Source organism: Leifsonia sp. (genome assembly GCF_051955155.1).
Lineage (GTDB): Bacteria > Actinomycetota > Actinomycetes > Actinomycetales > Microbacteriaceae > Leifsonia.
The window spans coordinates 1-6,192 of sequence record NZ_JBQCGZ010000049.1; the positions used below are offsets into that span (position 1 = coordinate 1).

At 71.8% G+C, this 6,192-nt stretch carries 5 protein-coding genes and 1 pseudogene; 4 read left to right on the forward strand and 2 right to left on the reverse strand.

Features of this window, described 5'->3' with window-relative positions; genetic code table 11:
• Positions 1 to 1,614 (forward strand): thiamine pyrophosphate-binding protein (locus ACTHMF_RS04760; protein WP_440316507.1); only part of this gene is annotated, 1,614 nt, incomplete at its 5' end.
• A gap of 179 nt (positions 1,615 to 1,793) precedes the next feature.
• Here ACTHMF_RS04760 and ACTHMF_RS04765 read toward each other — a convergent pair.
• The gene (locus ACTHMF_RS04765; protein WP_440316509.1) at positions 1,794 to 2,000 is read right to left on the reverse strand and encodes a hypothetical protein; all 207 of its coding nucleotides are present in this window, start codon (positions 1,998 to 2,000) and stop codon (positions 1,794 to 1,796) included.
• A 261-nt stretch (positions 2,001 to 2,261) separates the two neighbouring features.
• On the opposite strand from ACTHMF_RS04765, the gene ACTHMF_RS04770 reads away from it, so the two are divergent.
• The 3 genes from ACTHMF_RS04770 (at position 2,262) to ACTHMF_RS04780 (ending at position 5,682) form a co-directional block, all read left to right on the forward strand.
• Positions 2,262 to 2,954, forward strand: coding sequence for a response regulator transcription factor (locus ACTHMF_RS04770; protein WP_440316510.1), 693 nt, complete (start codon positions 2,262 to 2,264; stop codon positions 2,952 to 2,954).
• 28 nt (positions 2,955 to 2,982) lie between these two features.
• Positions 2,983 to 4,320, forward strand: coding sequence for a sensor histidine kinase (locus ACTHMF_RS04775; protein ID WP_440316511.1), 1,338 nt, complete (start codon positions 2,983 to 2,985; stop codon positions 4,318 to 4,320).
• Positions 4,321 to 4,509: 189 nt separating this feature from the next.
• Positions 4,510 to 5,682: an alpha/beta hydrolase gene (locus ACTHMF_RS04780; protein ID WP_440316512.1), complete on the forward strand. Its 1,173-nt coding sequence runs from the start codon at positions 4,510 to 4,512 to the stop codon at positions 5,680 to 5,682.
• A gap of 21 nt (positions 5,683 to 5,703) precedes the next feature.
• Here the strand turns inward: ACTHMF_RS04780 and ACTHMF_RS04785 are convergent.
• Positions 5,704 to 6,192, reverse strand: a pseudogene (locus ACTHMF_RS04785) (hypothetical protein); the annotation flags it as partial.

The window sequence follows — 6,192 nt, forward strand, 5'->3', positions numbered from 1 at the left end:
CAACACGTGGAGCACGTGTTCGGGGTGATGGGCAACGGCAACGCCTGGTTCCTCGATGCGCTCGAGCGACGCACCGGCGCGCACTACTGGCCCGTCCGGCACGAGGCGGGCGCGGTCGTCGCCGCCGACGCGCACTTCCGCGCCTCCGGTCGTGTGGCCGCGGCGACGACGACCTACGGAGCGGGCTTCACCAACGCGCTGACCGCGCTCGCCGAGGCCGTCCAGGCGCACGTGCCGCTGGTGCTCGTGGTGGGTGACGAGCCCACCTCCGGGCCCCGGGCGTGGGATGTGGACCAGATCGCGCTCGCGTCCGCCGTCGGAGCGCGCACGTACACGGTCGGCCGCACCGATGCCGCGGCGACCACGGTGATCGCGCTCGAGCACGCGCTCGCGTATCAGCTGCCGACCGTGCTGGCCATCCCGTACGACGTCGCGCGCGCCGAGGGCGGCGAGCTGTCGACCGGGGTGGCGCTGCGCGTCCCGGCTCCCCTGCCGATCGACGGACCGTTCGCCCGGGCGGCGATCGCCCGAACGGCGCAGGATCTCGCGGGCGCCTCCCGTCCGCTGCTGCTCGCCGGTCGCGGGGCGTGGCTCGCCGGGGCGGGCGACGCACTCGGCCGGCTCGCGGACGCGATCGGCGCGGTCACCGGCTCGACGGCGCTCGCGCGCGGCGTGTTCCCCCGCCCCGAGTACGACCTCGGCGTGCTCGGCGGGTGGGGTGCGGAGGGGGCCGTGGACCTGGTGCAGCGCGCCGATGCGGTCGTCGTGCTCGGCGCGAGCCTCAACCAGTTCACGACGCGCTTCGGTGAGCTCTTCGCGCCCGGCACGACCGTCACGCAGGTGGACGTCGCTCCGGCGGCGACCCACCCGCACGTCGGCCGGTTCATCCGCGGCGACGCCGCGCTGGTGGCGGAGGCGCTCATCGCGGAGCTCGCCGCCCTCGGCGCACAGCCCTCCGGGTGGCGCGAGTCGATCGACCGCGCCGCGCTGCTCAGGCGCGACCCGGGCGACCACGCCGCGCCGGACGGTCGGCTCGACCCGCGGTCCGCGGCGGTGCGGATCGGTGAGCTGCTGCCGGAGGACCGGGTCGTCGTCTCCGACGGCGGCCACTTCATCGGCTGGGCGAACATGTACTGGCCCGTCGCCGCCCCCGACCGGATGCTCATGGTCGGCACCGCCTATCAGGCCATCGGGCTGGGCTTCCCCTCCGTCGTCGGTGCGGTGACGGCGCGCCCCGCGTCGACCGTCGTGCTCACGACCGGCGACGGCGGCGGACTGATGGCGCTCGCCGACCTCGAGTCCGCCGTGCGCGCCGCAGCGGGCAGGGGGCTCGCGGTCGTCTGGAACGACGGGCAGTACGGCGCGGAGACGAACGTGTACGGAGCGCTGGGGCTCGCACCGGAGCCCATGCTCATCCCCGAGGTGGACTTCGCCGCGCTCGCCAGGGCGGTGGGTGCGGAGGGCGTGGTCGTCCGGACGCTCGACGACCTCGACCGCCTGCGGACGTGGGTCGCGGAGCCGGAGTCCGAGCGCCGGTTCCTGCTGCTCGACCTCCGCATCTCCCCCGCGGTGGTCGCTCCGTACCAGCTCGAGATCCTGCACCGCACGCGCTGAGCGCCGCCGGAGGCCGGGGTCTCACGGATCCCGGAGTGACGCCATCCGCGAAGAACAGCTGCACCACTTCGTCGGTGCAGGCGACGAGACGGGGGCAGTGCGCTCTCTGTGACGACGCGTGTTCTGAGCAGATGGCGCCGGCCCGTGGCCGGACGGTGTCCGGCCACGGGCGTGTCGGGCTACTGCTCGTTCGCGCCGCCCTGGTGGTTGACGTCGACGTTGTTGGCGTCGGCGTGGCCGCCGGGACCGTCGTTGCTGGCGGCCGACTCGGGCGCCTCGGCGCTCGACTCGCTGCTGCTGGTCTCCGGACTGGAGGTGGAGGAGCTCAGCGGGTGCACGGCCGAGACGGTGGAGAGCGATGGGGCGGTGTGAGTGGTGCTGGCCATCGCGGCGCCTGCTCCAGCGCCGGTAAGGGCCAGAGCCAGAGCACCGGTCGCGGCGATCGTCATCTTCTTTCGCATGGTGTCGTTCCCTTCACGTGCGCAGCCCCAAGTGGACTGGCTGAGAGCGACTGTGATCGGAGCGGGTGAGGCCCCGATAAGCCGCCCTATGAACCCGTCCTGAACGGCACCACCCCGGCGACACCCGCCGTACGGTGCCTCTACGGCTCCTGCTGGGCACGGAACCACGACGCAGAGGGAGGCGGTGTGCGAGCGCTTCTCGTGGAGGACGACCGTGCCATCCGTCAGGCGTTGTCAGAAGGGCTGGCCGCCGAAGGGTTCGTGACCGAGACGGCGGCGGACGGGGTCGATGGGCTCTGGATGGCGCAGGAGCATGACTTCGACATCGTCGTACTCGACATCATGCTGCCCGGGCTCTCGGGATGGGAGGTGTGTCGCCGGCTCCGCGCGACCGGCTCGGCCGTCCCGATCCTGATGCTGACGGCGAAGGACGGCGAGTACGACGAAGCTGATGCGCTGGACCTGGGGGCGGACGACTTCCTGTCCAAGCCGTTCTCCTACATCGTGCTGGTCGCCCGCATCCGGGCGTTGTTGCGTCGCGCGCCGCCCTCACGGGACCCGATCGTGGTCGCCGGCGAATTCCGGCTGGACCCTGCCGCGAGACGGTGCTGGTTCCGCGAGCAGGAGATCCAGTTGACCGCGCGGGAGTTCTCGCTCACGGAGTTCCTGATGCGACGACACGGACGCGTCGTCAGCCGGGTGACGATCGCGGAGCATGTCTGGGACGCCGAGCTGGACATCGACTCCAATGTCGTCGAGGTGTACATCGGCTACTTGCGGAAGAAGTTCGCCGGCTCCGGTGCGGGCAATCCGATCGACACCCTCCGCGGCGCCGGATACCGCTTCACCGCCGAGACAGGGCCGGCCAATGGGGGGTAGCTTTCGGCGAGCCGGGGTGCGGGTCCGCGTGACTCTCGGCGCGGTCGCGGTCCTCGCCTCCGTGCTGGCTGTCAGCTGCGCCGGAGTCGTGCTGCTGACGGAACAGGCCCTGACCGCCGATCTGGACCAGGCTGCCGCGCTCAGAGCTCGTGACGTCGCCTCTCTGCTCCCCGCGGGCAGGCTGGGCACGACCGTTCCCGGGGCGGGCGAGGAGAGCTCGTTCGTGCAGGTCATCGGCCCCGCCGACCAGGTCGTGTCCGCCAGCGCCAACGTCACCGGTCAGGGCCCCGTGATCCCGGCCCCGAAGGACGCGCGGCAAGTCACCGTGACGCTGGACTCCTCACCCTTGGGGTCCGAACCGCTGCGGATCGTCGCGGTGCCCGTCCACCTGCCATCGGGACCTGGCTGGATTTACGTCGGCACCTCGCTGGTGCAACTCCGCACCACCATGAGCACCTTGATCCTGCTGTTCACCACCGGCCTGCCATTGCTGATGCTGATCGTCGCCTGGACCGTCTGGCGGACCCTCGGCCGAGCGCTGCGCCCGATGGAGGCCATTCGCGCGGAGGCTTCGCAGATCGGTCACAGCGACCTGGCACGCCGTGTACCTGTGCCCCCGCACAACGACGAGGTCGGTCGTCTTGCCACCACCATGAATGCGATGCTCGACCGCCTGGAGGCATCCTCGCGACGACAAGAGCAGTTCATCGGCGACGCCTCCCACGAACTCCGCAGTCCGCTGACTGCTCTCCGCACGCAAGTCGGGGTCGCCTTGGCCCACCCGGACCCCGAGCACACTCGTGACCTGCTGGCCACGATCGACCAACAGACCCAGCGGATGGCGGCCCTCATCGACAGCATGCTCTACCTCGCCCGCACCAACCGATCTCCGCCCGGCTCCCTGACGGACGTCGACCTCGATGACCTGGTACTGGAGGAAGCGCGCCGACTCCGTTCCATCGGGGGCCTCCGCATCCACACTGCTGCCCTCGCCGCGGCACGCGTACGGGGATCGACCGTGGACCTCTCCCGGATGCTGCGGAACCTCGGTGACAACGCTCACAACCACGCCGACTCCACCATCACGGTCGCGCTCACCACGGACAACACCACTGCCGAACTCCGCATCGCCGACGACGGCTCCGGCATCCCGCCCGGCGACCGGGAACGCGTCTTCGAGCGCTTCACGCGACTCGACCAAGCACGAGCCCGCAGCAGCAGCGGAGGCGGAACCGGCCTCGGCCTCGCCATCGCCCAACAGATCGCGCACGCTCACGCCGGCACCATCACCATCGACGACGGCGACCGATGCCGCGGGGCGGTCTTCATCATCCGGCTCCCCCTCAGCGCCCACCACGGCCCCTGATCTGGACGTCTCCAGCGACACCACGCGACCCGGGCGACCGCGCCGCGCCGGACGGGCGGCTCGACCCGCGGTCCGCGGCGGTGCGGATCGGTGAGCTGCTGCCGGAGGACCGGTGTGGTCCTGCCCACGACGTGAACGGCGCGGGGAACGTCCCACAGTCGACGACCGGTGTTTGCGACGATGCCCCGCGTGCACCTCCTGCTCGCCGCGATCCTCGTCGCCGCCGGGGCTGCCGGTGCCGGCACGGTCGGCGTCCTGATGCACCGGCGGCGGCACCGATCGGCGGCCGTCGCCGCGGTCGCGGCCCTCGCGCTCGTCACGAGCACGGTCGTGGCGTCGGTGGTGCTCCACGGAGCAGCTGGGACGACGCCCCGCTCGGCGACCGCACCGCCTCGACCGGTCCGGTCCGTCATCGCCACGGCGACCGCGCCCGCCATCGTCACGACCGCGACATGGCGCCCCTCCGTGCTGCCGGTCGGCACCGACTACCTGCGGATCGCAGGTCTGCGCATCCCTGTCTTCCCGCAGGTCCTGCGGGGCGATGTCGCTCGACGACCGCACGCGATGCCCGCCCACGGCCTGGTCGGGTCGGTACGGATCCCCGGTACCGCCTCGCGCTACGCCGCGCGTGCGGCGGTGGTCTACCTGCCACCCGCCGCACTCGTGCCGCAGCCGCGACTGCTGCCGGTGGTGGTCATGTTCTCGGGCCAGACCATCGGTGCCGGGCCATACGATCCCGTCTGGGACGGCGACCTGGGCCCGATGATGGATGAGATCGCCGCACGGCACCACGGCGTCGCACCGATCGTGGTGGTTCCCGACCAGCTGGGTTCCTTCACCGGCAACCCGATGTGCATCGATTCACCGCTCGGTCATGTCGCCACGTACGTCATGCGCGACGTGCGCGCGTGGATCCTGGGACACCTCCCGGCGGAGACGGATCGGAGCCGGTGGACCGTGTCCGGGTTCTCCGAAGGCGGCACCTGTGCCATCCAGTTCGCCTCCGAGCACCCCGACGTCTTCGCGTCATTCGTCGACGTGTCCGGCGAGCATGCGCCGTTGAACGGCAGCGTCCAGCACAGCATCGCGGTCGGATTCGGCGGGGATGCACGCGCCTGGGAGCACGCCGGACCGACCTGGGTGATGGCCCACACCAGCTACCGGGACGAGGAGGCGTACTTCGCGGTCGGGGCGCTCGACCGCGTCTACGGTCCCGTCATGCCCGACCTCGCGGCGAAAGCCGCGGCCGCGGGGATGACGACGCACCAGTACCGGGTGCCGGGCCTGTCGCACAACTGGCGCATGGCGGATATGGCGTTCGCGTGGGGGTTCCACGCGCTCGAAACACGCTGGGGACTCTGAGGGAGCCTCCCGCGTCGAGACTCAGGCCGGACTTCGCCCAGCAACGGGGTCGGGTTCCGCCACCGGCGCGATCGTGTCGACGCGGCTGCCATCGATGGACAGCGCCAGCACAGGGCGACGGTCGTCCCACGCGAGTCGGAGGATGACGCCTGCGGTCTCACCGCGGGGTTCGACGAGTCGCGCGGCCGCGCGGGACACGAGCTGCGCGAGCTGCCACGGCGGCGGCGGGTCCTCCCCGGTGTCGTCGACGAGCAGGACGTCCACGCCACGGGCCCGCAGATCGCGGACCACCGAGACCAACGGTTCCCGGACGAGCGCGCGACCGCGGATGCTGTCGCGCAGCTCGGCCTCCAGCAGGCGGACGGCGACCGGATCGACCGCATCGCCCCGGGCGATGGCCTGAAGTGTGGGGACCGCCTGCTCCCGCACCTGCTCGAGCTCGGCGTCGACGGCGGTCGCGCTGGAGCGGTCGTGCGCTTCGCGCGCTGCGCGAGCCTGCTCGTCGGCGCG